General features: G+C 58.8%; 16 protein-coding genes and 1 pseudogene. 8 read left to right on the forward strand and 9 right to left on the reverse strand.

The genetic code is table 11. From position 1 onward, the window contains the following. The first annotated feature begins 19 nt into the window (after positions 1 to 19). The 5 genes from ppc to B9Z50_RS01680 all read left to right on the forward strand — a co-directional run bounded on the left by ppc (position 20) and on the right by B9Z50_RS01680 (position 10,898). The gene (gene ppc / locus B9Z50_RS01660; protein ID WP_370463043.1) at positions 20 to 2,989 is read left to right on the forward strand and encodes a phosphoenolpyruvate carboxylase; all 2,970 of its coding nucleotides are present in this window, start codon (positions 20 to 22) and stop codon (positions 2,987 to 2,989) included. A 225-nt stretch (positions 2,990 to 3,214) separates the two neighbouring features. Further along, the gene (locus tag B9Z50_RS01665; RefSeq protein WP_233249707.1) at positions 3,215 to 4,855 is read left to right on the forward strand and encodes a DUF1800 family protein; all 1,641 of its coding nucleotides are present in this window, start codon (positions 3,215 to 3,217) and stop codon (positions 4,853 to 4,855) included. 6 nt (positions 4,856 to 4,861) lie between these two features. Further along, positions 4,862 to 6,289: a DUF1501 domain-containing protein gene (locus tag B9Z50_RS01670; RefSeq protein ID WP_108361954.1), complete on the forward strand. Its 1,428-nt coding sequence runs from the start codon at positions 4,862 to 4,864 to the stop codon at positions 6,287 to 6,289. Positions 6,290 to 6,442: 153 nt separating this feature from the next. Further along, a complete protein-coding gene (locus B9Z50_RS01675; protein ID WP_233249708.1) occupies positions 6,443 to 9,202 on the forward strand; it encodes a DNA methyltransferase in 2,760 nt (919 codons plus the stop codon). Between the two features lie 193 nt (positions 9,203 to 9,395). Beyond that, positions 9,396 to 10,898, forward strand: a complete 1,503-nt coding sequence (locus tag B9Z50_RS01680) for a hypothetical protein (protein ID WP_108361956.1) — start codon at positions 9,396 to 9,398, stop codon at positions 10,896 to 10,898. A 116-nt stretch (positions 10,899 to 11,014) separates the two neighbouring features. Here the strand turns inward: B9Z50_RS01680 and B9Z50_RS01685 are convergent, their stop codons facing one another. From B9Z50_RS01685 to yaaA, 6 genes are all read right to left on the reverse strand, one after another. Further along, the gene (locus B9Z50_RS01685; protein ID WP_108361957.1) at positions 11,015 to 13,027 is read right to left on the reverse strand and encodes an AAA domain-containing protein; all 2,013 of its coding nucleotides are present in this window, start codon (positions 13,025 to 13,027) and stop codon (positions 11,015 to 11,017) included. A gap of 12 nt (positions 13,028 to 13,039) precedes the next feature. After that, positions 13,040 to 13,528 (reverse strand): low molecular weight protein-tyrosine-phosphatase, encoded by a 489-nt coding sequence (locus B9Z50_RS01690; RefSeq protein WP_108361958.1) that lies wholly within the window; start codon positions 13,526 to 13,528, stop codon positions 13,040 to 13,042. 23 nt (positions 13,529 to 13,551) lie between these two features. Continuing rightward, complete coding sequence (locus B9Z50_RS01695) at positions 13,552 to 14,325, reverse strand: ChaN family lipoprotein (RefSeq protein ID WP_158270609.1); 774 nt, start codon at positions 14,323 to 14,325, stop codon at positions 13,552 to 13,554. A 183-nt stretch (positions 14,326 to 14,508) separates the two neighbouring features. After that, positions 14,509 to 14,943 carry a PACE efflux transporter gene (locus tag B9Z50_RS01700; protein WP_108361960.1) on the reverse strand — a complete coding sequence of 145 codons (435 nt, stop codon included), beginning with the start codon at positions 14,941 to 14,943 and terminating at the stop codon, positions 14,509 to 14,511. 23 nt (positions 14,944 to 14,966) lie between these two features. Continuing rightward, the gene (queF, locus tag B9Z50_RS01705; protein ID WP_108361961.1) at positions 14,967 to 15,812 is read right to left on the reverse strand and encodes an NADPH-dependent 7-cyano-7-deazaguanine reductase QueF; all 846 of its coding nucleotides are present in this window, start codon (positions 15,810 to 15,812) and stop codon (positions 14,967 to 14,969) included. Continuing rightward, the gene (yaaA, locus tag B9Z50_RS01710) at positions 15,809 to 16,585 is read right to left on the reverse strand and encodes a peroxide stress protein YaaA (protein ID WP_199221648.1); all 777 of its coding nucleotides are present in this window, start codon (positions 16,583 to 16,585) and stop codon (positions 15,809 to 15,811) included. The genes queF and yaaA overlap by 4 nt, the downstream gene beginning before the upstream one ends. Between yaaA and B9Z50_RS01715 the strand changes: the two genes are divergently transcribed. Then, on the forward strand, positions 16,584 to 17,303 hold the full coding sequence (locus tag B9Z50_RS01715; RefSeq protein ID WP_108361963.1) for a pseudouridine synthase: 720 nt from the start codon (positions 16,584 to 16,586) through the stop codon (positions 17,301 to 17,303). The genes yaaA and B9Z50_RS01715 overlap by 2 nt on opposite strands. A gap of 70 nt (positions 17,304 to 17,373) precedes the next feature. Here the strand turns inward: B9Z50_RS01715 and B9Z50_RS01720 are convergent, their stop codons facing one another. Beyond that, positions 17,374 to 18,810, reverse strand: a complete 1,437-nt coding sequence (locus tag B9Z50_RS01720) for a sensor histidine kinase (RefSeq protein ID WP_108361964.1) — start codon at positions 18,808 to 18,810, stop codon at positions 17,374 to 17,376. Between the two features lie 283 nt (positions 18,811 to 19,093). Here B9Z50_RS01720 and B9Z50_RS01725 point away from each other — a divergent pair, with 283 nt between their 5' ends. Then, positions 19,094 to 20,215: an NADH:flavin oxidoreductase/NADH oxidase gene (locus B9Z50_RS01725; RefSeq protein WP_108361965.1), complete on the forward strand. Its 1,122-nt coding sequence runs from the start codon at positions 19,094 to 19,096 to the stop codon at positions 20,213 to 20,215. Positions 20,216 to 20,244: 29 nt separating this feature from the next. Further along, a pseudogene (locus B9Z50_RS01730) lies at positions 20,245 to 21,216 on the forward strand (Bug family tripartite tricarboxylate transporter substrate binding protein). Positions 21,217 to 21,246: 30 nt separating this feature from the next. Here B9Z50_RS01730 and B9Z50_RS01735 read toward each other — a convergent pair. Continuing rightward, complete coding sequence (locus B9Z50_RS01735; RefSeq protein WP_108361966.1) at positions 21,247 to 22,122, reverse strand: ion transporter; 876 nt, start codon at positions 22,120 to 22,122, stop codon at positions 21,247 to 21,249. Positions 22,123 to 22,309: 187 nt separating this feature from the next. After that, positions 22,310 to 23,182: an alpha/beta hydrolase gene (locus B9Z50_RS01740; RefSeq protein ID WP_108361967.1), complete on the reverse strand. Its 873-nt coding sequence runs from the start codon at positions 23,180 to 23,182 to the stop codon at positions 22,310 to 22,312. Positions 23,183 to 23,186 lie beyond the last annotated feature (4 nt).

Consider the following 23,186-nt stretch of genomic DNA (forward strand, 5'->3'; position numbering starts at 1 on the left):
AATATCTGACTCCATCAAAATGAAATCAAATGGTAATTTTGTCTCTCCTGTCGATGCTAGCATGGCGTCAAGGGAAATTGACACCCTCTTTGTGCACCCTGTGCACGCGCACTTTCACATCACCAGCCCCGAGCACACGATGAAACAGGCCGCCCCAGACCACGCCTCGCCCCTTTCCACCAGCGCGAGCAACACCCGCGAAAAACGCGACAGCGAACGCCCCTTGGTCGACGACATCCGTCTGCTCGGCCGCATTTTGGGCGATGTGATCCGGGTGCAAGAAGGCCCTGAGGCCTATGAATTGGTCGAGCAAATCCGCAAACTCTCGGTGGCTTTCCGGCGCGATGCTGACCAAGAAGCCGACAAGGCCCTGAAAAAACTGCTCAAAAGCCTGAGCGGCGAACGCGCCGTGAGCGTGATCCGTGCCTTCACCTACTTTTCACACTTGGCCAACTTGGCCGAAGACCGCCACCACATTCGCCGCCGCGCCATCCATGAGCGGGCGGGCCACACGCAAGAAGGCAGCATCGACGTGGCGCTGCAGCGCCTGCGCTGGGCGGGCATCACGCCGCGCAGCATCTCGGACATGCTGGCCACCAGCTATGTCTCGCCCGTGCTCACGGCCCACCCCACCGAAGTGCAGCGCAAAAGCATTCTGGACGCCGAGCGCGACATTGCCCACCTGCTGACCGAGCGCGACGCCATCAAGGCACGCGCCGCTGCCATCAACGCCGCCAAAGACGCGCTCAGCCCCAAAGAGCTGGCCGCCAACGAGCTGCAAATGCGCGCCCGCGTGATGCAACTGTGGCAAACCCGACTGCTGCGCTTTACCAAGCTCACCGTGGCCGACGAAATCGAAAACGCGCTGAGCTATTACGAAGCCACGTTTTTGCGCGAAATCCCCAAGCTTTACGCCGAGTTGGAACAAGCCCTGCCCGGCCAGCCGATTGCCAGCTTTTTGCGCATGGGCCAGTGGATTGGGGGTGACCGCGACGGCAACCCCAACGTGACAGCCCCCACACTCGAACACGCCCTGACCCGCCAAGGCGACGTGGCCCTGCGCCACTACCTGACCGAGGTGCACTTTTTGGGCGGCGAGCTGTCGCTGTCGGCCATGCTGGTGCCCTTTGGCCCCGACATGCTGGCCCTGGCCGAGCGCTCACCCGACACCAACGAACACCGCCAAGACGAGCCCTACCGCCGGGCCCTCACAGGCATGTACGCCCGCTTGGCCGCCACCCTGAAAAAACTCACAGGCGGTGACGCCGCGCGCCACGCCGTGGCCCCACAAAACCCCTATGCCACGCCCGAAGAATTTTTGGCCGACTTGCGCGTCATCGAAGCGTCATTGCGCAGCCACCACGCCGAAGCCCTGGCCGCCCAGCGCCTGCACCCGCTGATCCGCGCCGTCGAGGTGTTTGGCTTCCATCTGGCCACGGTGGACCTGCGCCAAAGCTCGGACCAACACGAAGCCGTGGTGGCCGAACTGCTGACCACCGCACGCGTGGAAAAGAACTACCCCCAACTCGACGAACACGCCAAACAAGCACTGCTGCTGGGCCTCTTGAACGACGCACGCCCATTGCGCGTGCCAGGGGCCGACTACAGCGCCCACACGGTGTCGGAGCTGGCCATTTTTGACACGGCGCAGCGCATGCTGCGCAGCTTCGGCAGGCAGGCTATTCGCCACTACATCATCAGCCACACCGAAAGCGTGAGCGACCTGCTGGAAGTGCTGCTGCTGCAAAAAGAAGTGGGCCTGCTGCGCGGCACGCTGGACGCACAAGCGCACAACGACCTGATCGTGGTGCCGCTGTTCGAGACGATTGAGGACCTGCGCAACGCCGCGCCCATCATGCGCGACTTCTATGCCCTGCCCGGCGTGGCCGCGCTGATTGCCCGCTCGGGCGGTGAGCAAGACATCATGCTGGGTTACTCCGACAGCAACAAGGACGGCGGCATCTTCACCAGCAACTGGGAGCTGTACCGCGCCGAAATTGCCTTGGTGGACTTGTTCGACAAACTCAAAAACAGCCACGGCATCACCTTGCGCATGTTCCACGGCCGAGGCGGCACCGTGGGCCGGGGCGGCGGCCCCAGCTACCAGGCCATCCTGGCCCAGCCCCCGGGCACCGTGCGCGGCCAGATCCGCCTGACCGAACAAGGCGAAGTCATTGGCTCCAAATACGCCAACCCCGAAATCGGCCGCCGCAACCTCGAAACCCTGGTCGCCGCCACGCTGGAAGCCACCTTGCTGCAACCCACCAAGCCCGCCACCCGGGCCTTTCTGGATGCCGCAGCAGAGCTGTCAGAGGCGAGCATGGGCGCCTACCGCGCCTTGGTGTACGAGACCCCCGGCTTCACCGACTACTTTTTTGGCGCCACCCCGCTCAAGGAACTGGCGCAGCTGAACATCGGCTCGCGCCCCGCCTCGCGCAAGGCCCTGCAAAAAATCGAAGACCTGCGCGCCATCCCCTGGGGCTTCAGCTGGGGCCAGTGCCGCCTGACCTTGCCTGGCTGGCTGGGTTTTGGCTCGGCCGTGGCCACCTTTTTGGACAAGCCCGACGCAGCCGAGCGCAAAGCCGCGCTCGCCCTGCTGCAAAAGATGTACCGCCAATGGCCGTTTTTCCGCACCCTGCTGTCCAACATGGACATGGTGCTGGCCAAGAGCGATTTGGCCCTGGCCTCGCGCTACGCCGAATTGGTGGGCGACGCCCGCCTGCGCAAAAAAATCTTCACCGCCATCGAAGCCGAATGGCACCGCACGGCCGACGCGCTCACGCAAATCACGGGCGAGAAAAACCGCCTGGCCAGCAACCCGGCGCTCGACCGCTCCATTCGCCACCGCTTCCCCTACATCGACCCGCTGCACCACCTGCAAGTCGAGCTGATCCGCCGCTACCGCGCTGGCCTGGCCGATGAACGCGTGCAGCGCGGCATCCACATCAGCATCAACGGGATTGCAGCGGGGCTGCGCAATACGGGCTAAGTCCTGCGGGCCCAGCCCCGCACCAAGGCCATGGGTTGCTGGCCAGTCCGCATCCAGAAGTTATTAATAAATAACTAAAATTAGGTGATCGAGTACACACGAACACCTATGGATCATCCCGAACTCTGCGCCCAGCACAACGCACCCCCACTTGGCGCAGCAACTTGCAGCCAATCGCCATCAGAGGCCCTGGCCCCATCTGTTGAGTCACCCGACGCTTCGAGCTTGACCGCTCACGCCCTCAAGAGCACCCCCTTGGCAGCGAGCGGCATGCTCTTGGCAGCGTGCGGAGGGGGCGGCTCCGATGAAAGCGGAAACGGAAGCGGAACCAGTCCTGAACCTGCGCCGACCGACGCAGAGGCTGCCCGCTTCCTAGGCCAGGCGGGGTTTTCTGCATCGACCGAAACGATTGCAGCGGTCAAAACCTCGGGCTTTGCCAATTGGTTGGATTCGCAATTGGCCCTGCCAGTGCAATCCGTTTCGCGCTACGAATGGATGGTCTCCAATGGCTATGCCGTAGAAATCAACCGAGGCAACTTCACGGGGGCTGATAACGCCATTTGGCTCAAGCTCATAAGCAGTCCCGACCCGGTTCGGCAGCGCATGACACTGGCTTTGTCAGAGATTTTTGTGGTGTCCATGCAGGGTTTGCCCATTGAGTGGCGCGGCCTGTGCATCGCCTATTACGCCGATTTGCTGGAGAAAAATGCCTTTGGCACGTACAGACAGCTGTTACAAGAGGTGACGCTCAACGTGGGCATGGGCAGTTACCTGAACATGCTGGGCAACCGCAAGGAAGACACCCGCACCGGGCGAGTGCCCGACGAGAACTATGCCCGCGAGGTCATGCAGCTGTTCAGCATCGGTTTGGTGCAACTGAACACAGACGGCACGCCGCGCCTGAGCAACGGCCAACGCATCGACAGCTACTCGCCGCAAGACATCAGCCAACTGGCCCGCGTGTTCACCGGTTGGGAACGCGATCGCGTGGATGCGACAGATTACGCGCACGTCACCCGCCCCATGAAACACAACGCCGCCAACTACCAACTCGGCGACAAATCCGTTTTGGGCACCGCCATCCCAGGGTCACTCAGTGGCCCGCAAGCGCTGACCCTGGCCTTAGACACCTTGGCCAATCACCCCAACGTGGGGCCTTTCATTGGGCGTCAACTCATCCAGCGCTTCACCATGAGCCACCCCAGCCCCGCTTACGTGGGCCGTGTTGCAGCAGTGTTCAACAACAATGGGCGCGGCGTGCGCGGCGACTTGAAAGCCACATTGCGCGCCGTTTTGCTCGACTCTGAAGCACGCGCCACCCCCACGGGCAACGCCTCGGGCCGCCTGCGTGAGCCCGTGCAGCGTTTTGTGCAATGGGGGCGAACCTTCGGCGTCACCAGCACCTCAGGTCGATGGACCATCGGAGACACCAGCGACCCCGGCAACCGCCTGGGCCAAAGCCCCTGGCGCAGCCCATCGGTGTTCAATTTTTTTCGCCCAGGCTATGTACCGCCGGGCCATGAACTGGCCGCCAACCAGATCACAGCCCCCGAGTTTCAGCTGGTCAACGAAAGCACCATCGCGGGCTACCTGAACTTCATGCAATCGGTCATCGGCAGTAGCACTACCAACGGCGATATCAAAGCCGCTTACGCTGCCGAGCTGAGCCTCGCCACGGACCCACCCAAGCTCTTGGCACACCTGAATTTTCTCTTGGCAGCAGACACCATCCACCCCACGACTTTGTCTGAATTGAGCGCCGCCGTGGCCACCATCAGCGCATCCACGGCGACCGGCCCACTCAACCGCGTGAAAGCGGCCATCTTGTTGGTGATGGCTGCGCCTGAATACCTGATCCAGAAATAAGCCCCCATGAAACTCAATCGACTGCCTGAATTACAGCGCCGTGCATTTTTGCAACGCAGCGCACAACTGGGTTTGGTGGGCATGGCCGCACCTTGGGCCTTGAACCTTGCGGCCATCGGTGAAGCCGCCGCTGCCGATGCCAGTGGCGGCTACAAAGCGCTGGTATGCATATTTTTGAATGGGGGCAACGACAACGGCCGCACCTTGCTGCCCGTTGACGCGGCCGGACATGCCTATTTGGCCAGTTTGCGCGGAGGCACCACCGACCTGGGTGGTTTGGTAGCGCCACGGGCCAGCTTGGCCGCCACCAGCTTGACCCCCAGGGTGGCGCTGACAGGCCCTGGCGTCAATGGAACGCAACTGGCCATGGCGGCAGAACTGTTGCCACTCAAGCCCTTGTTTGACGCGGGCAAACTGGGCTGGCTGCTCAATGTGGGCACCCTCATGGAGCCCACCACCAAAGCGCAATACTTAGCCAATTCTGTGCGCTTGCCACCCAAACTGTTCAGCCACAACGACCAGCAATCGTTTTGGCAAAGCAGTGGTGTTGAGGGCGCCACCAAAGGCTGGGGCGGCGCCATTGGCGACCTCTTTTTGTCCAGCAACGCCATCAGCACCTTCACCTGCATCAACGCCAGTGGCAACGCGGTGTTCTTGATGGGCAACCAAGCCGTCCAATACCAAATCAGCAACAGTGGCGCGGTGCCCGTCAACGGGGTGGTCTCGAATTTGTTTGGGTCTGCCCAATGCAGCAAAGCCCTGAACAACCTGATCACCGCGCCGCGCACGCACTGGATGGAGGCCGAACTCAACCGCGTGGCTTCGCGCTCGATCACGGCCCAAGCCACCGTCAAAGCCGCATTGGGAAATGCCAATGCCCTGCCGTTTTCTGCCACCTTCGACACCACCCAAAGCCTGGGCCGCCAATTGCAAATGGTCGCCCGGCTCATTGCGGGGCGCAGCACACTGGGCGCACAGCGACAGGTTTTCTTTGTCAGCATCGGCGGGTTTGACAACCACGATTTTTTGCTCACCCAACACCCAGGCCTGCTTGGCCAACTGGCCAATGGCTTGAGCGCCTTCCAGTCCGCCATGACCGAGTTGGGTGTGTCAGAAAATGTCACCACCTTCACGGCCAGCGACTTTGGACGCACGCTCAGCAGCAACGGCGATGGCAGCGACCACGGCTGGGGGGCGCACCACCTGATCATGGGCGGCGCCGTTCGCGGTCAACGCTTTTGGGGCCAGTGGCCCTTGCTGGCCCACAATGGCCCGAACGACGTGGGCCAGGGGCGACTGATCCCCACCAGCAGCGTGGACCAACTGGGCGCCACCTTGGCCCAATGGATGGGGGTCAGCCCCACCGAAATCAGCACCCTGTTCCCCAACATCAACCGTTACGACCAAACCAACTTGGGAATTTTCAGCGGCTGAGACCATGGCTTTGGGGTCGCAGCAGGCGACAGACCCTTTTGTTACTCCCCCAGCACTACCCCAGCCAAAAAACCGAGAACTTTCCATTAACATCCAAGCTCACCTTGTGAGTACCAAATGGGTCTTAATTGGAACGAAATCAAATCCAGAGCATTGCTTTTCAGCAAAACCTGGGCCGACGCCTGCAACGAGGACAGCCAGGCCAAGCCCTTTTGGATCGATTTCTTTGAAATCTTTGGCATCACCAACAAACGCGTCGCCACCTTTGAGCTGAACGTCAAAAAGCTCGGCGGCGCGCAAGGCTTTGTGGACCTGTTTTGGCCTGGCGTGCTCTTGGTGGAGCACAAGTCGCGAGGCAAAAGCCTGGACGACGCGGTGGACCAGGCCATTGGCTACCTGCACAACCTGCCCGAGCGCGACCTGCCCCAGCTGGTGGTGGTGTGCGACTTTGCCCGCTTTCGGGTGCGGCGCCTGGCCACTGGCGAGACGGCAGAGTTTGAGCTCAAGCACCTGCACAAACACGTCAAGCTCTTTGGCCTGCTGGCGGGCTACAAGGTGCAAGACATTCAGGCCGAAGACCCGGTCAACATCAAGGCCGCCGAACGCATGGGCCGCCTGCACGACGCCCTGAAAGCCAGCGGCTACAGCGGCCACGCGCTCGAGGTGCTGCTGGTGCGCCTGCTGTTTTGTTTGTTTGCCGACGACACGGGCATCTTTCAGCCCGCGCAATCGTTCAGAGACTTTGTGGAAGAACGCACCGCGCCCGACGGCTCTGACCTGGGTCCGCGCCTGGGGCAACTGTTTCAGGTGCTCAACACGCACGAAAGCCAGCGCAGCAAAAACATCGACGAACAGCTGGGCCAGTTTGCCTACATCAACGGCCGCCTGTTTGAAGAAACCCTGCCCATGGCCGACTTCAGCACCGCCATGCGCGAAGCCCTGCTGGACGCCTGTGCGCTCGACTGGTCGGCCATCAGCCCGGCGATTTTTGGCAGCCTGTTCCAAAGCATCATGGACGAAAAAGCCCGCCGCAACCTGGGCGCGCACTACACGTCTGAGGCCAACATCCTCAAGCTGATCAAGCCCCTGTTTCTGGACGAACTGCACGCCGAGTTTGAGCGTGTGAAAGGCCACCGCAACAAGCTGTTTGAGTTTCACAAAAAGCTGCGGCAGCAAACGTTTTTTGACCCGGCCTGTGGGTGCGGAAACTTCTTGGTCATCAGCTACCGCGAACTGCGCGAGCTGGAGCTGAAGGTGCTGCGGGCCGACCACGAACTGAGCGCCCACAAAGGCCAGCTGACGGTGGACGTGCATGGCCTGATCGGCGTGAACGTGGACCAATTCTTTGGCATCGAGATCGAAGAGTTTCCGGCACAAATTGCCCAAGTGGCCCTGTGGCTGGTAGACCACCAAATGAACCTGCGCGTTAGCGTGGAATTTGGCCTGTACTTCGCCCGCATCCCGCTCAAAAGCTCACCGCAAATACGCCATGCCAACGCGCTGCGGCTGGACTGGAACGAAGTGCTGCCTGCGGAGCGGTGCAGTTATGTATTGGGCAATCCGCCGTTTGTGGGTGCCAAGTTCATGGACGATGCGCAACGTGAAGACACACGCCTTGTGTTTAAGGGCATCGACAACGCTGGCTTGCTCGACTTTGTGTCGGCTTGGTACATCAAAGCCGCACGCTACATGCATTGCGCACCTGCGTGCCGCAGTGCATTTGTGTCCACCAACAGCATCACCCAAGGCGAGCAAGTTGGCGTGCTGTGGGGTTGGATGCTGAGCCAAGGCATACGCATCCAATTTGCCCATCGCACATTCAATTGGAGCAATGAAGCCAGAGGCAAAGCAGCCGTCCATTGCGTGATCGTTGGCTTTGGATTGAAAGACTACTCGGACAAAATGATCTTCGAATACGAAGACATCAAGGGCACGCCTTTGGCCGTGCCTGCAAAGAACATCAATCCCTATTTGGTGGATGCACCCGACGTGGTGCTGCCAAGACGAAACACACCCATTTGTGATGTGCCAGAAATTGGCATTGGCAACAAGCCCATTGACGGCGGGAACTACCTTTTCAGCACAGAAGAACGTGACGCTTTCATTGCACTGGAGCCCAAAAGCGAAAAGTGGTTTCGCCGCTGGCTGGGCGGAGACGAATTTTTGAATGGCTATGAACGCTGGTGCCTTTGGCTGGGCGACTGCCCCCCATCCGAACTCAGGGCAATGCCTGAAGCGATGAAACGTATTCAAGCAGTTAAAAATTTACGTCTTGCAAGTAAAAGTGCGCCGACTCGAAAACTTGCTGATACCCCCACACGGTTTCATGTAGAGAACAAGCCTGTGACTGACTACATGTTGATACCTCGCGTATCTTCAGAAAAGAGATTGTTTATCCCTATGGGATACATCGATAAAGAAACATTGACGAGCGACTCTGCGCACATCGTCACGGGTACAACCAGGCTGCACTTTGGCGTTATGTCCAGCACCATGCACAACGCCTGGGTTCGTGCAACTTGTGGCCGCTTAGAGAGCCGATATCGATACTCCAAAGACATCGTCTACAACAACTATCCCTGGCCCGGCTTCGCTGGCGAACCACTCAGCGACAAACACCGCACCGCCATCGAACAAGCCGCCCAATGCGTGCTCGACGCCCGCGCCCAATTCGCAAGCTCGTCACTGGCCGACCTCTACGACCCGCTGACCATGCCCCCGGCCCTGCTCAAGGCCCACCAAAAACTAGACACCGCCGTAGACGCCGCCTACCAACCCAGCGGCGGCAAAAAGTCCTACGCCTCCGACGCCGAACGCGTGGCATTTTTGTTTGAGCTGTATCAGCGGATAACTAGCTTACTGCCTGCGCCAGCAGCCAAGAAAAAACACAAATCTCAAACTACAGAAAGTTGATAAAAATGACCAGATTGACCCCATACCGAAAGGCGGCACATTTCTGCGAACGTCAGCTTTGCAGCAGGCGCAGACATCGGATCAGATTTACTGCCCTGCAGTTACCAACTGGGATCTGACAAATCCGCCGTTAGTTCATCGACCTTAACGTCCAATATCGACGCAAGACTTCTTCATAAACACTAAGCTCCGCATGACAGCACATCGACCGAAAGATCTCTACAGCTTTTTAGGGTTCATTAGCAATCCATTTGAGTCAAATACTGCTGAACGCGAACCTCAAATTGCCAGCTACGCAGTGAGGCCCCCCTATCTAGACAGAACGACCCAAGCATCGCACATTGGTCGGGGCATATTCGTTCTTGATGGTGCCCGCGGCAGTGGCAAGAGCGCCACTCGTTTGACTATTGCCAAGTCAATTTGGCAAGAAACTGGGGCGAGACCGCTTGTCGTCGCGCTTACAAACTTCAATATTTTCCGACCTTATATCAGGGGTGGACTTACGCTCGACCTATTTGCCACCCAAGTCGCTTTCCTCACCATTGAAACAATTTTGTCTTGGCTGTCGTCGCTTCCAAAAATAGAGGCAGACGCACGTATAGCGAAGATTGACAACTTGGGAAAAAAACTCATCGAGCAGTTTACCTCTAACTTCTTCCTTAATAGAGCTGACAATGCTCGGTCGACAACGGCCCAAGAGACTTATGACCTATTAAACGTATCGCTTCAGAATAAAGCAGAGTTATGGGTTGAAAAAAGATGGGATCAAGTATCTACAGTTATTGCAGGGTTGGCTGCAACATTGGGAAAAAAGTATGCGGAGGTTGATATCGGTGACCCGGACTCATATGCGGCTTTGCTAAGAAATCAACAAACTTCCGGCTTCTCCGATCCGCAATATGTGTTTGCCCGCACAGTAGAAGTGGCGCGTTTATTCGGATTTTCTGGAGTCCTAGTGCAGATCGATAAGATTGATGAAACGGACTGGACAACTACAAGCGTTCCCGCGGCAGGTCAACTGATCTTTCCAATTTTGTCTAACATCGGCTTGCATGAGATTGACGGTCTATCGTGGTCAGTGTTTGCATGGGACAAAGTGACAAAGCACCTAATCTCGACTTTTCGTGAGCAACTTCGTTTTGACAAGATTCAGAGGGGCTCTATTTCATGGGAGCCTATATATCTTGAAGGCCTCATTCAAAAACGTCTTGAACACTTTTCGAGTGGCACTATCAGCCAACTACAACAAATTAGCGTTGATGGAACGGATATATCGACAATTTTGCGTGAACTCATTGAACTCACGGGGCAGTCTCCACGTCAACTTATTACAGCCCTTGACGCGGTGGTTTCCGAGCATGCTCAGCGTAACCAATCAGTACTTAAGCGACTAGACAAATTTGCGTTCGAACGGGGTATGGACATCTATGCTGTTCGGTCATTAACAGATAACGGCTTGATCGACGATGCACGTCAGATTGCAAAGCTTGGCACTGCGAGCTTCGTTACGAAGGACGTTCAATCGTTGCTGCGCCAAAGCGTTCAAAGTGCTCGGGCCAGAATCGATAAGTGGGTTAGCGAGTTGCAACTGGTTGAACTATCTGGAACTCGCCAAACGGCGTCAACAGGCCGACCCATTGACGAATTTAGTATCAGCGACCCGCGTGTGCTGCGTGTACTCAGCCGAAAACTATAATCATTGCCAATATCCTCCCGATGGTTAAACGTTTGTGTGATAGTTTCTAGTTGAGCAGCTCAGTGCTCAGGCGAACATCTTCAATGGGAATATCAAGCAGCCCCTTTGGGACGATGCTACCGTTCATAAACATTTAGCTCATGCGCCGTGCGGTAACCCCCCACGCCCTTCACATAAGCCAACAACTCCCCAAAAAACGGATGCCTGCACAGCGTGGACGAGTCGCCCACCAGCAGCAGCTTGCGCCGTGCGCGGGTCATGCCCACGTTCATGCGGCGGATGTCAGACAAGAAACCGATCTCGCCTTGGGGGTTGCTGCGCGTCAAGGTGATGGCAATGATGTCGCGCTCTTGGCCCTGAAACGAATCGACGGTGCCCACGCTGAGCCTGCGTTGCAGCAGCAAATCGTTCAGCACGGCGTTGTCTTCGATGGCGTCTTTTAAGTAGTTGATTTGGGCGCGGTACGGTGCAATCACGCCAATAGTCAGCGGGCGCTGGCCTGGGTCGGTGGGTTCGCCTGGTTCCGACAGTTGGGCCAGCAGCTGCGCCAGTCGCGCCAGCAGCAAGTGGGCTTCGTCGGGGTTGGCGGTTGATCGGCTTTCGGGGATGGCCAATTCTTGAAAACCGCAGCCCGCCGTGTCGATGAATTCCACAGGCAGGTCGGGTGTAAAGCGCGGGTCATACGCGGCCAAGTCGGCATGGCGCACGCTGGCGTGCGGCACCAGTTGGCTGCCATAAAACTTCTCGGAGCTGAAGCCCATGATGTGCGCGTGCATGCGGTATTGCACCTTCAGCATGCGGGCCGTGCCCGGTTGGCGCTGGATGCACTTTTCAAACAGGGTTTCGCGCAGGCCTTCGCGGGCCGCTTTTTCGCTTTTCACGGTGGGCGGAAGCTGGTGGTGGTCGCCCGCCAACACCAGGCGCTGGCCCTTGGCAATCGGAATCCAGCAACCTGGTTCCAGGGCCTGAGCGGCTTCGTCGATGAAGACGGTCTCAAAGTCCAGGTGGCGAATGGTGCGGTGGCTGGCGCCCACCAGCGTGCAGGTGATGACCTGCACCGATTCGAGCACGTCCTCGGTCATGAAGCGCTCCAAATCGTCTGCGGCTTGGCGCAGCGTGCGGGCTTCATCTTTGAGCCATTGGCGGCGCTGTCGCTCCTCAAAACCAAAGTTGCGCACACGTTCGCTGGCGGCCTCTCGGTGCTGCTCGGCCGTTTGGCGCATGGCGTGCATCTTGGCGTAGCTGGCGTGGGCCATCACCCCGGCGTCCAGCGTGTGCTTGAGCAGCAGCTCCGACACGCGGCTGGGGTTGCCCAAGCGGATCACGTTCACACCGCGCTCGGCCAGCTTTTCGGTCAGCAGGTCCACGGCGGTGTTGGAGGGGGCGCACACCAGCACGCGCCGTTCGCGCCGGATGGTTTCCAAAATGGCTTGCACCAGCGTGGTGGTTTTGCCGGTGCCGGGCGGGCCGTGGATGATGGCCACGTCTTGCGCCGTGACCACATGGCGCACAGCGGCCAGCTGAGAGTCGTTGAGCGCACTGGGGTAATACAGGTCGTCGGCTTGGGGCTCGCGAAAGCGGGCAGCCTTCGCGCCCAGCAGCACGTCGCGCAGTTCTGCCAAGCGGTTGCCGTGTGCGGCCATGACCGCGCTCAGGGCCTGGTTCATCTCGCGGTAGCTGACCTCGTCAAAGGTCAGGTCAACACCCAACGTACCGCCGTTCAGCACCCAGTCGGGCAGCGCTTCTTTTGTGGTTGATAGCCGGAGCTTGTTGCGCCGCACGCGGGTCACCACGCCACTCACCACGGGCCGGTCTGGCCCCGAGTAACCGGGCGCACCGCTGAACAGCGCCGCCGCCGCCCCCACCTGAAACAAATGCAGGTCTTGCCGATGCGCCGGGCGCTCCAGCTCCAGCACCACCTTGCCCCCAAACCCAATGTCTTCTTGGGTGATGGTGACGGGGTACCAAGTCAGGCCACGCCGACGGCGCTCTTTGATGCTGGCACTGGCGTTTTTGAGCTTGAACTGCGCCTGGTCTTCCTGTTGCTCCAGCTGCATGAGCGCACGCACATGGCGCAGCTCGTGTTCCACACAAAGCTGTGCGGTGGGGGTTGGGTTTGGGTTGGCCAAAAGAGATGGCCTTTAACGCTGCACCTGGTGCATGACGAATTTCACGAGGCCTTCGCTGGCTTCTTCGATCAAATCCAGCACATTCTCAAAGCCCTGGTCTCCGCCGTAGTAAGGGTCGGGGATGACCGCAGCCTGAGTGGTCTGTAAAAACTCCGCCAAGCCCCGGATCTTGTGTTGGTGCTGCGCGGGGCATCTTTCTTCCAAGAGGGCGCGGTTGTCCCAATCCATGGTCAAGAGCAAATCAAAGCTATCAAAGTCACTGTCCACCACCGGCCTAGCCCTCAGGTGCGCAAGCTCATAGCCTCTTTTGAGCGCATGCTTTTGGCTGCGCTCGTCGGGTGGCGAATCAGGGTGAAAGTTGTGCGTGCCTGCCGAGTCCACTTGGACTTTGTGCAAGAGGTTTTGCTCAGTCAGCCGTTTGAAGAAAACAGCTTCGGCTGTGGGGCTGCGACAGATGTTGCCCATGCAGACGAACAGGATTTTGTAAGTGGCTTCGCTCATGTTGTGGCAGGTCTTAGGGTGGTTTATTTTTGGGCCGGTTTCGAGGAGCGATTTTGGGTGAAGACCAGGCAAGGATCTTCACGCTCAACCTGGGGCACCACATGCACATGGTCGTACCAGTGGGCATCATTTTGATCAGCGTTTTCAACATAGCCATGCACTTGGGTTTTGGCCTTGTTTTGGGGGGTGAGCCAGTGCGGCACACCCGCATCTTTTCTGACATGGCCGTTGCCCGCGATCAGCACCACGGGGGCATTCGACACCCCATTGACCACATGGGCCATCCACACATCGCGAGCAATCTGCCCTTGAACCATGGGGCCAATGGCTTGGGCGGGCAACATGTTGCAGTGGCCTTCTTGGATGGCTTTGTTTTGTGCGCTCAAAAGTTGACCAGGAATCTGCTGGAGTTGGTAGGTGTCAACGAGTTGCGGGCCCAACACAGCGGCGAAGCCATTCGTCATGACTTTGCGCACATCCACATTCGACATATTCGCCGCAACCAGCTTGATTTTTTTATCCAGCGCCCATTGCACATAGGGCTTGTAAAAACGCCACGCCCAACCTGTTGTTCCAGCTTTGGCCACAACACAACCCACGTCTGGGCATTGCGACAGGGCGGCGTCTAAAGCGGCTTGGTTTTCACGGTCAAACTGCTCCATCGCCACCACGGGTGGTGGCCCTTGTTCGATCAGTTGCTGCACTCGCTCCAATCGGCGTTGGTGTCCGTGTTCGTTGTCATGCAATTCACCCAAAAGGTAGATGGCTGGACTGCTTCGATGTGTCTGAACATCCATGCCTTGCGATGCTGTGGCAAAAAACACGCTCGCGACCGCTAGAGAAAAAAATCTGAGGGTGAAGCGAAACCGATTCATGCAGTAGTTGGATTGACTCATTTGTTCTGGGCACTTGTTCGCTGGACCGTGACGATATGGCTGGCAGCATTACATCTTTGCAATCAGCCTATTGGCGGGCTTGTGTCAGGAAATATTGTCCGCCTGGGCAGAAGCGGGCAACCCAAAGACCCGATCGAAACACCATGTGAACGCGATGGCATAGAAGAAAAAGAACGCCAGCAGGCCCAAGTTGGCCACCAAGGCAGCGGTGAGCGAAATGTCCAGCCAAAGCGACATGACGGGCAAGAGAATGATCACCAAGCCGCCCTCAAAACCCGCCCCATGGGCCAGCCGCCTGACAAAAGAGCGGCCACGCACGGATTGGCGCGACTCCCAGCGCTCAAAGAGCCAGTTGAAGACGTAATTCCATGTCAGCGCAATGCTCGACAACACCACCGCCAGGCCCAAGGTGGAGGTGGGTGACTTGTCAAAAGCCACACTCAACACAGGCCCGACCACAGCGATGGCAATGGCCTCGTACAAAAGGGCCTGGAGAACGCGGCGGGTGGTGGGGGTCATGTTGGGGATCGTGGTAAATGCGTTCACTGCCTTGCAGTGCGCACATTGGGCGGCAATGCGCCCGGTGCGCTGGTGCGCCAGGGGTTGATGTCCAGCCCGCCGCGCCGGGTGTAGCGGGCGTACACCGTGAGCTTGGTGGGTTTGCAGCGGGTCCAGATGTCCATGAAGATGCGCTCGACGCATTGCTCATGGAACTCGTTGTGGTTTCTGAAGCTCACGATGTATTGCAGCAATCCCGCTTGGTCGATTTGCGGGCCGCTGTAGGTGATTTGCACACTGCCCCAATCGGGCTGGCCCGTGACCAGGCAATTGCTTTTGAGCAGGTGGCTGACCAGGGTTTCGCTGACTGGCTGCTCCTCGTGGTTGGCTGTGAGCAAGTCGGGCGCGGGCTGGTAGTGCGTGCACTCAATGTCCATGCGGTCCAAGTTCAGGCCGTCGAGCTCGTGCACGGGCTCGGCGTCAAACTGTTCTTGCAGCAGCAGCTTCACACCCACGCTGGCTTGCATCGCGCCACCGTGCCAGATGGCCGCGCTGATGTCGCGGCGGATCATGTCGCGCACCACGTCGGCGCTCTCCAGACGCGTGTTGTTGAAGCTGTTGAGATACAGCTTGAAGGACTTGCTCTCCACGATGTGCGTGCTCTCAGCAGGCACCGTGATGTGCGCCAGCGCCACTTGTGGCTTGCCCTTGGGGTTGAGCCAGGACAACTCGAACGCAGTCCACAAGTCGGCCCCAAAAAACACGGGCTGCCCGGTAACGCCGATTTCGGCACGTTTGGTGGCGCGGGGGATGGGGAACAGCAGGCTGGCGTCGTACTGGTCCACATAGGCGCTGGACTTGCCCAGTTGGGATTGTTCTGGGGAGTTCATGCTTGCACCTTTCTGCGGAACACCAAACGGTCCGGCTCGGACACCTGCGGATCGTAGGCGTAGCCTTCCAGGTCAAAACCCAGCAGACCTTCGGGATGGGTGATTTTGTTTTGGATGGCAAACCGCGCCATCAGGCCCCGCGCCCGCTTGGCGTTGAAGCTGATGATTTTGTATTTGCCGCCTTTGAAGTCTTCAAACACACATTCGATGACGCGGACCTTGAGGGTTTTGCGATCGACCGACTTGAAATACTCTTGCGAGGCCAGGTTGACGATGACCGGGGTTTTGTCTTTGGCCAGTTGGGTGTTCAGGTAGTCGGCAATTTGCGGCCCCCAAAACTTGTACAGGTTGCTGCCCTTGTCGGTTTGCAGCGTGGTGCCCATTTCCAGGCGGTAGGGCTGCATCCAGTCGAGTGGGCGCAGCACGCCATACAGGCCACTCAAAATGCCCACATGGGTTTGCGCCCAGTCCAGGTCTTGCGCAGACAGGGTCTTGGCGTCCAAGCCTTCGTACACATCGCCATTGAAGGCCAGCACGGCCTGCTTGGAATTTTTAGCGGTGAATTTGGGACTCCAAGCTTCGTAGCGGGCCACGTTCAGGGCCGACAGCGCGTCTGACAAGTCCATCAGCTCGGCGATTTGCAGGGGTGACTTTTGGCGCAGCACTTCAATGAGGGCCTGCGATTGCGGCACAAACTGCGGCAGCGTATGCGGCACGCCAGCTGCAGGGGTTTCGTAATCCAGTGATTTAGCGGGTGACAATAAGAACAACATGCTCGACATCCTTTACTTGGACGATTATCTCGCCATCGTGCACAAGCCCGCAGGCTGGCTGGTGCATCGCACCCCTCTCGACAAGGGTGAAACCCGCTTTGTGCTGCAAGCGCTGCGCGACCAGATTGGGCAACACGTCTGGCCTGTGCATCGGCTAGACAAAGGCACCAGCGGCGTGCTGGTCTTTGCCCTGAGCGCCGAGGTGGCCCGCACGTTGGGGCAAGCTTTTGAAACAGGTGAAGGCCTGCACAAGACTTACCGGGCCATCGTGCGCGGCTGGCCTTTGCCAGAGGGTCTGATCGACCACGCTTTGAAACGCATGCCAGACGACATGCGCTCAGAGCGCGAGGAAGTGCAAGCCGCTCAGACGCGTTACGCCACGCTGCGACGCGGTGAGTTGCCGATTGCGCAGGGCCAATTCCCCAGCCTGCGCTGGGCCGAGGTGCAACTGCAGCCCCTCTCGGGTCGTCGCCACCAGCTGCGCCGCCACATGAAGCACATCGCCCACCCCATCATCGGCGACGCCACCCACGGCAAAGGGCCGCTCAACCGGGCGGTGGCCGAGCATATGGGGCTGCAGCGGCTGTGGCTGCATGCAGAAAATTTGGACTTGCACCACCCGGTTTGTGGGCAGCGGCTGAGCCTGGCCTCGCCTTTGCCCAGCGAGTGGGGCCTGTGGGATGGTTTTGATTCTCCAAAAATCATTCAAACCCGCTAGCCGCAACGGGCTTTCACGTCATCCCGGCGTGGACACACTCCGGAGCCAGGAATGCATGGATGGGGGCGGGTCAGGTGCTGACGGGATGGATGGGCAGGCGCAGAGTGAAGCAGGCACCGCCAAGGGGGCTGTCACCCACGGTGAGGCTGCCGCCGTGGTTCTGAATGATCGCTTGACTGAGCCACAAGCCCAGACCCATGCCGTCTGGTTTGGTGCTGTGGAACATTTCAAAAATACGGCCCCATTGCGCGGGGTCGATTCCAGGGCCATTGTCCGAAACTGTCAGCTCCACAAACTGCTCGGTGTGTTGCAACTGCAGCGCCAAAGTGCGTGGCTCAGGAACGTTGTGCAGGGCATCTCGGGCGTTTTTCAACAAATTGAGAATCACCATTTGCAGCTGACCTTCATCGCCCCAAGTGAACAATGCAGGGGCTGTCTGCTCTTGGAGGTCAACTTGATGCCGTTGCAATGCAGGTTTCACAATGGCCAGTGCATCACGGACGACATCTGACACACACACGTCAGAGAATTCGATGGCGCCATTGCGCAAGAATTTTCTGAGTTGATCCATGATGGCCATGGCGCGTTGGTTGTCTTGCAGGACGCCCTGTAAGAGTTGCTGACGCTCTTCGCTGTCCATGGCTGTGGCATTGACCAACAGCTCGGTGCGCAAGTGCATGATTTGCAGCGGCTGCGACAACTCATGCACCAGAGAGCTGAGCAAAACACCCATGTTGTTGGATTTGGCAGACAGCGCAAGCGCTTTGATCATCTGGTTTTTTTCTGCCAGCGCCGCGTCCAATGCCTGATTGGCTTGGCGCACGCGATCATTGTCTTTCTTTTCTGCCTGGTGCCGTGCGGCCAAAAGATGGGTGCTGTAAGCCAACAAGGAGCTCAACATCAGGATGTCCGTAGACAGGGCAGTGAGTCGGAAGGCCATTGGCCATCCGGACTCCTGAAACAAGGACTCGGGGTGGGTGGTTTGCTGCAGCACAGTCACCAAGCGGGCAAGACGCAATGACAAGCCGGTGAATGCCACGGCCATCATGAACTTCAATTGAAATGCTTTTTCCTTTTGGTGAGCTTGCCAGGCTTCAAAAATGACCCACGACAGCAGCGCCGAGCTGAGCGTTGAAAAGAAGATCACGCGTTCAACATAACTGCTGTTTTGACGCATGTATTCGAAGACCACCAAAACAAGCAGCAAGCCCACAACACTGCCCCAGACACAGCGGAAGGACAAGGTCGTACGCCACGATCGCACGGTCAGGGCACAACTGGCCACGCCGGCCACAGCCAATGTGTTGGCCATCGACAAAAAGAAGGGTGCCAACCAGGCATAGGACATGGCGGTGATGCCCGCCAAGTTGGCCAACAAGAAGGTGGCCATCAGGGCACGGCTGGGACGTACTTCTTTTGCGCCTTCATACAAAGAAGCGGCGTGAACCGTCATGCCCAGAATGATCAGGCTGACCATCAAAAAAATGATTTCATTGGCAGAAGCCATTTAATGAATCAATTGAATTGAGTGACTAGAAATTGCAAAAAAACCAAACAGTGTCAGCGATTATTCATGAAATTTGTCTTTTTCGATGGCCAACAGCCAATCAATTCGCCTTGAGCAAGTCAATGACATGGCCACCGAAGGAAAAAAACAGGACCGAGGTATGAGAGATCAGCCGGGACCGGGCTCACTGTCACCCAAAGCATAAGCATCCATGCAGTTTTTCATAAGATGGGCGCCGATAAACGCCGTTGCGTGCCCCACCCAATCATTTCCTTCTTGCCCCATGAGCCTGCTCTTTTCGCCCTTCACCTTCAACGCGCCCTCCGGCCCACTCACCTTGCCCAACCGCATCGTGATCGCCCCCATGTGCCAGTACTCGGCCGACCATGGCCAGGCCACCGACTGGCACCTGACGCACTGGACCAACATGCTCAACAGCGGAGCGGGCCTGTTCACCATCGAAGCCACCGCCGTGTCGGCTGTGGGCCGCATCAGCCCTGGCTGCTTGGGCCTGTGGGACGACGCCACACAAGCGGCGCTGGCCGACAAATTGCACCGCGCCCGCCGCTTAGCCCCGCACATGCCCGTGTGCATCCAGATCAGCCACGCGGGCCGCAAGGCATCGAGCGCAGCGCCTTGGGACGGCGGCATGCTGATCGCGCCTGAAAATGGCGGATGGCAAACCGTGGCGCCCAGCGCCCTGCCCCACTTGCCCCAGGAAGCCGCGCCCACCGAGTTGAGCCTAGCCGACATCGCACAAATCAAGGCCGATTTTGTCAACACCGCCCGCCGCAGCCACGAACTGGGCATCGAGGCGGTGGAACTGCACGCGGCGCACGGCTATTTGCTGCACCAGTTTTTGTCGCCCATTTCAAACCAGCGCTGCGACGCCTATGGCGGCTCTTTTGAAAACCGCATTCGCTTTCCGCTGGAAGTATTCCAAGCGGTGCGCGAAGCCTTTGGCGGCACGCTGGGCATGCGCATCTCCGGTACCGACTGGGTGGACGGTGGCTGGACGGTTGAAGAAACCGCCGCCTTGTCGGTCCAACTCAAACAAGCCGGGGCGCAGTTTGTCCACATTTCGTCGGGCGGCGTCTCACCCTTGCAAAAAATTGCCTTGGGGCCAGAGTACCAAGTGCACCTGGCCAAAACGGTCAAAGAAGCATCGGACCTGACCACCATCGCCGTAGGCCTGATCACCGAGCCTGCTCAAGCCGAAGCTGTGCTGCAACGTGGCGACGCAGACTTGGTGGCACTGGCCCGCTCGTTCTTGTACAAGCCGCGCTGGGGCTGGGAAGCGGCAGTAGCTCTCGGCGGCACGGTCGAAGCACAACACCAGTACTGGCGCAGCCTGCCCCGCGAAGCCAAAAACATTTTCAACGACGCCAAGATTGGGATGCGCTAATTTCCAAACCCTAAAAAAGAGAGAGACCTATGAACACTCGCCGTCAATTTTCCAAACTCTTGGCCGTGGCCAGCCTGTGCGCACCCATGGCCCTGATGGCGCAAGCCTTCCCCAGTAAACCCATCAACTTGGTCGTTCCCGTGCCACCTGGCGGTCTGGTCGACACCTCAGCCCGGTTGATCGCTGAACCACTGGGGCGCTTGATTGGCCAGTCCATCGTGGTGGAAAACAAGGGCGGCGCCAGCGGTAACCTGGCCTACCAGCAAGTGGCACGCGCGCCCAAAGACGGCCACACCTTGTTGGTGTCGTAATCGGGCTACCACGTCGCCAACCCGATCCTCATGAGCAAGCTGCCTTGGGAGCTGAAGGACCTGACGCCCGTGGGCCTGATCACCGTGGCCACCAACGTGGTGGCCTTGCACCCGTCGGTGCCGGTGAACAACATGAAGGAGTTCATCGCCTACGCCAAGCAAAACCCCGGCAAGCTGAACTACGCCTCGCAAGGCAATGGCTCGGTCTCGCACATCGGCACCGAAATCTTCAAACAACAAACCGGCGTGAGCTTGGTGCATGTGCCCTACAAAGGCTCTGGCCAGGCGATTGCCGACGTGCTGGCCGGGCAGGTGCAGGTGTTCATGACCACCCCTCCCTCGGTGATGCAGCACATCCAAGCGGGCAAGCTCAAGGCGCTGGCCGTGACCGGCAAAAAGCGCCATGCGGGCATGCCCCAAGTGCCCACCATGGCCGAAGCCGGCTACCCCAACTTTGACCTCGAATCGTGGGTGGCTTTGTATGCCCCAGCGGGCACGCCTGCAGCGGCTGTTGACAAACTGGCCGACGCCGTCAAGCGCGGCCTGGACCTGCCCGAGAGCAAGCAACGCGCCGACCAAGCGGGCATTGAAGTGCGCTTTGTGGCCCAAGCCGACATGACCAAACTGCTGGACCGCGACATCGCCGACTGGACGCAGGCCATCAAGGCGGCGAACATCAAGCTCGACTGAAATCACGCGGGCCTGGGGCCCGCGTCTGCCTCAGACCTGGGGTGGCAAGCCGTTCGCTGCACCCAAGTGCTTGCTCAACATGGTTTTGATCTCGCGCAACTCCTCGCGCAAGACTTTCACCTCTTGGTGCAACTCTGGCTCCACCATCTGTCCCGCCTGCGCCATGTTCTCGAGCGTCCGTTTTTGTTCGCCCTCTTGGAAGGTCTGCATCGCATTGACGATGATCGCGATGAACAGGTTGAGCATCGTGAAAGTGGCAAACAAAATGAAAATGATGAAGAAGGCCCAAGCCCATGGGACCTGCGCCATCACGGGTCTGGCAATGCCCATGGACCAGCTCTCCAGGGTCATCACCTGGAACAAGGTGTAAAGCGAGCGGCCCAAATGACCGAACCATTCGGGAAAAAGGGCACCAAACAAATGGGTCGCAATCACACCAAAAACATAAAACACCAACAGCAAGACCAAGGCGATGGACGATAAGCCAGGGATGGCACTGAGCAGCGCCCCCACCACACGGCGCATAGACGGCACGATGGTCAGCATGCGCAACACGCGCAAGACGCGCAGCGCTCGCAGCACGGCCAAGGGACCCGTGGCTGGAACCAGCGCAATGGCCACCACAGCAAAGTCAAACACGCTCCAAGGGTCGCGCCAAAATGCCAAGCGGTGCACAAAAAAACGCAGGGACAGCTCTGCAACAAAGACCGCCAAAATGATCTGGTCAATGAGCAAAATCCAGCGGCCCGCCGTCTGCATGACCGATGACGAGGTTTCCAGGCCCAAAATCAGGGCGTTGATGACAATCAGCGAGAGGATGGTGCGCTGAAAAATGGGGGTATCGAGCCAGGCTTGACCTGTTTCACGCCAAGAGCGGGTGGAAATGGAGGCGGCAGAGGTGTTCATGAAGGGTCAACAAAGAGATCAGCCAACGCCAAAAAGCGCGGGGCCTGCATTGTCTCTGCCTGCATGCGTTTGGCCACAATCAGGCCCCCAAGAAACCCCAGACCATTGCCCTATTTTTTTGATCCGGCGCAAGCAAGCGTGTTGCCTGACCAAAAGGGGACGCTGGTCCTGCGCTGGACTGTTCTGATCAGGGCTTCTGGTGCACCAAAGCTTGAGCCAGCGCATGCAAACGCGTGCCAGGCCGCGTCAGATCGGTCACGATGCTGAAGTGGTTGAGGCTGTCCAAGTTTTCGCACACGGGCACGGTTTTAGGGCCCCAGGCTTGGTGGATCAAGCGGTTGTGGCGCAAGAACTCCAGACTTTCGTCGCCCCCTGCAACCGTGTACAGCACGCCTTGGCGCGGTCGCTGCCATTTGGCCGGACTGCACAGGCGAACCTGCGCGGGCGTGAGGCGCAAGTCAGCCTGAAGAAATGGCGTCTTGCGCAGTGGCTCCAGGTCAAACAGGCCAGAAATGGACAGGGCTTTGCGCACCAAGCCGGCGGGCAAATCGCGGCCCAATTTTTTCCAGTCGCAGCCCAGCAGCATGGCCGCCAGATGGCCTCCCGCCGAATGGCCAATGGCAGTGATGTTGCGCCGGTCACCACCGTACTCGGCGATGTGCCGCCCTACCCACGCAGAGGCCTTGGCCATTTGCATGGCAATGTCGGGAATGCTGACCGGCTGCTCGGGCGAGCCCGGGCACAGCGCGTAATTGACCACCACAACGCAGGCGCCCATGTCGTGCAGGGCCGGAGCCACGAAAGAGTGGTCTGATTTATCGAGGCTGCGCCAGTAGCCGCCGTGGATGAAGATCACCACCGGGGCGTTCGGCTGCGCGGCGGGAAAAATATCCAGGGTCTCGCCCACGCCGTCGCCGTAGGGCAGGTTCAGATGCCCCTTCAGGCGTTCGCGTGCCTGCGCCGAGGCACTTTGCCAATGGGCAAAGTGATCGGCAAAGTCGGGCACCAAGGCCCGGTTGTTGTACATGCGGTCGTGCCAAGCGGCGTCTTTTTGGGGCATGGTT

This window comes from Limnohabitans sp. Bal53, from assembly GCF_003063355.1.
Taxonomy (GTDB): domain Bacteria; phylum Pseudomonadota; class Gammaproteobacteria; order Burkholderiales; family Burkholderiaceae_C; genus Limnohabitans_A.

What these genes read in the sequence shown, in the direction of transcription:
- ppc (WP_370463043.1), top strand. Translation starts at nt 20, where the DNA reads ATGAAATCAAATGGTAATTTTGTCTCTCCTGTCGATGCTAGCATGGCG.
- B9Z50_RS01670 (WP_108361954.1), top strand. Translation starts at nt 4,862, where the DNA reads ATGAAACTCAATCGACTGCCTGAATTACAGCGCCGTGCATTTTTGCAA.
- B9Z50_RS01680 (WP_108361956.1), top strand. Translation starts at nt 9,396, where the DNA reads ATGACAGCACATCGACCGAAAGATCTCTACAGCTTTTTAGGGTTCATT.
- B9Z50_RS01690 (WP_108361958.1), bottom strand. Translation starts at nt 13,528, where the DNA reads ATGAGCGAAGCCACTTACAAAATCCTGTTCGTCTGCATGGGCAACATC.
- B9Z50_RS01695 (WP_158270609.1), bottom strand. Translation starts at nt 14,325, where the DNA reads ATGGATGTTCAGACACATCGAAGCAGTCCAGCCATCTACCTTTTGGGT.
- B9Z50_RS01700 (WP_108361960.1), bottom strand. Translation starts at nt 14,943, where the DNA reads ATGACCCCCACCACCCGCCGCGTTCTCCAGGCCCTTTTGTACGAGGCC.
- queF (WP_108361961.1), bottom strand. Translation starts at nt 15,812, where the DNA reads ATGAACTCCCCAGAACAATCCCAACTGGGCAAGTCCAGCGCCTATGTG.
- B9Z50_RS01715 (WP_108361963.1), top strand. Translation starts at nt 16,584, where the DNA reads ATGCTCGACATCCTTTACTTGGACGATTATCTCGCCATCGTGCACAAG.
- yaaA (WP_199221648.1), bottom strand. Translation starts at nt 16,585, where the DNA reads ATGTTGTTCTTATTGTCACCCGCTAAATCACTGGATTACGAAACCCCT.
- B9Z50_RS01720 (WP_108361964.1), bottom strand. Translation starts at nt 18,810, where the DNA reads ATGGCTTCTGCCAATGAAATCATTTTTTTGATGGTCAGCCTGATCATT.
- B9Z50_RS01725 (WP_108361965.1), top strand. Translation starts at nt 19,094, where the DNA reads ATGAGCCTGCTCTTTTCGCCCTTCACCTTCAACGCGCCCTCCGGCCCA.
- B9Z50_RS01735 (WP_108361966.1), bottom strand. Translation starts at nt 22,122, where the DNA reads ATGAACACCTCTGCCGCCTCCATTTCCACCCGCTCTTGGCGTGAAACA.
- B9Z50_RS01740 (WP_108361967.1), bottom strand. Translation starts at nt 23,182, where the DNA reads ATGCCCCAAAAAGACGCCGCTTGGCACGACCGCATGTACAACAACCGG.